The 814-nt window shown below is 43.0% G+C and carries 2 tRNA genes and 1 rRNA gene; all 3 read left to right on the plus strand.

Annotated elements, in window-relative coordinates:
• Positions 1-66 (plus strand): 16S ribosomal RNA (locus tag K6Y21_RS21095); the annotation flags it as partial.
• A 78-nt stretch (positions 67-144) separates the two neighbouring features.
• Positions 145-221: transfer RNA gene (locus K6Y21_RS21100), tRNA-Ile, on the plus strand.
• A 130-nt stretch (positions 222-351) separates the two neighbouring features.
• A tRNA-Ala gene (locus K6Y21_RS21105) sits at positions 352-427 on the plus strand.
• Positions 428-814: the final 387 nt, after the last annotated feature.

Here is an 814-nt window from a genome sequence, read left to right on the forward strand (position 1 = left end):
TTCATGACTGGGGTGAAGTCGTAACAAGGTAGCCCTAGGGGAACCTGGGGCTGGATCACCTCCTTACCAAAAGCGACGTTGTCTTGTTGACGAGAGTCAATGAGTGTTCACACAGATTGTATGATTATATTGGGTAAAAACATCGGGTCTGTAGCTCAGTTGGTTAGAGCGCACCCCTGATAAGGGTGAGGTCGGTAGTTCAAATCTACTCAGACCCACCAAATTAATTAACTCGGCGTTATTTAATTCGTCGCTTAGATGACTAAGCGTCCTCATTAAATGCCTTGATTAAATTAATTTGGCCACTATGCCATCCTCCCAGATGGTTTAGGTTCGATGTAAGAAGATATTGGGGCTATAGCTCAGCTGGGAGAGCGCCTGCCTTGCACGCAGGAGGTCAGCGGTTCGATCCCGCTTAGCTCCACCAAATCTTCATGTTCGGCCAAGATAGGCCAAAGTTAAGTTTACACAATTTAACTTTGGCTTTTTTTAGCGATAAAGAAAGCCCGCTCTTTAACAATTTGGAAAGCTGATAAAGTTCATTAAGCACTATTTAAACTTGGTTTAAGTAGCGTTTAATACCGAGTTATCACGACAGTGATAATTCAAGCAAACAAACATGATGATGCAGCAATGCATTATCGCTGAGTGTAAAAACTTGGCACGATGAATTCAGTAATGAGTTCATAAACTTGTTCGCAAGTGTCTTGTGTAATATCTAGGCAAAACATAGAACACTGTTTAGGTGTTGTATGGTTAAGTGAATAAGCGTGCACGGTGGATGCCTTGGCAGTCAGAGGCGATGAAGGACGTG

It is taken from the genome of Motilimonas eburnea (genome assembly GCF_021295345.1).
In the GTDB taxonomy this organism is placed as follows: domain Bacteria; phylum Pseudomonadota; class Gammaproteobacteria; order Enterobacterales; family CBDFNC01; genus Motilimonas; species Motilimonas eburnea.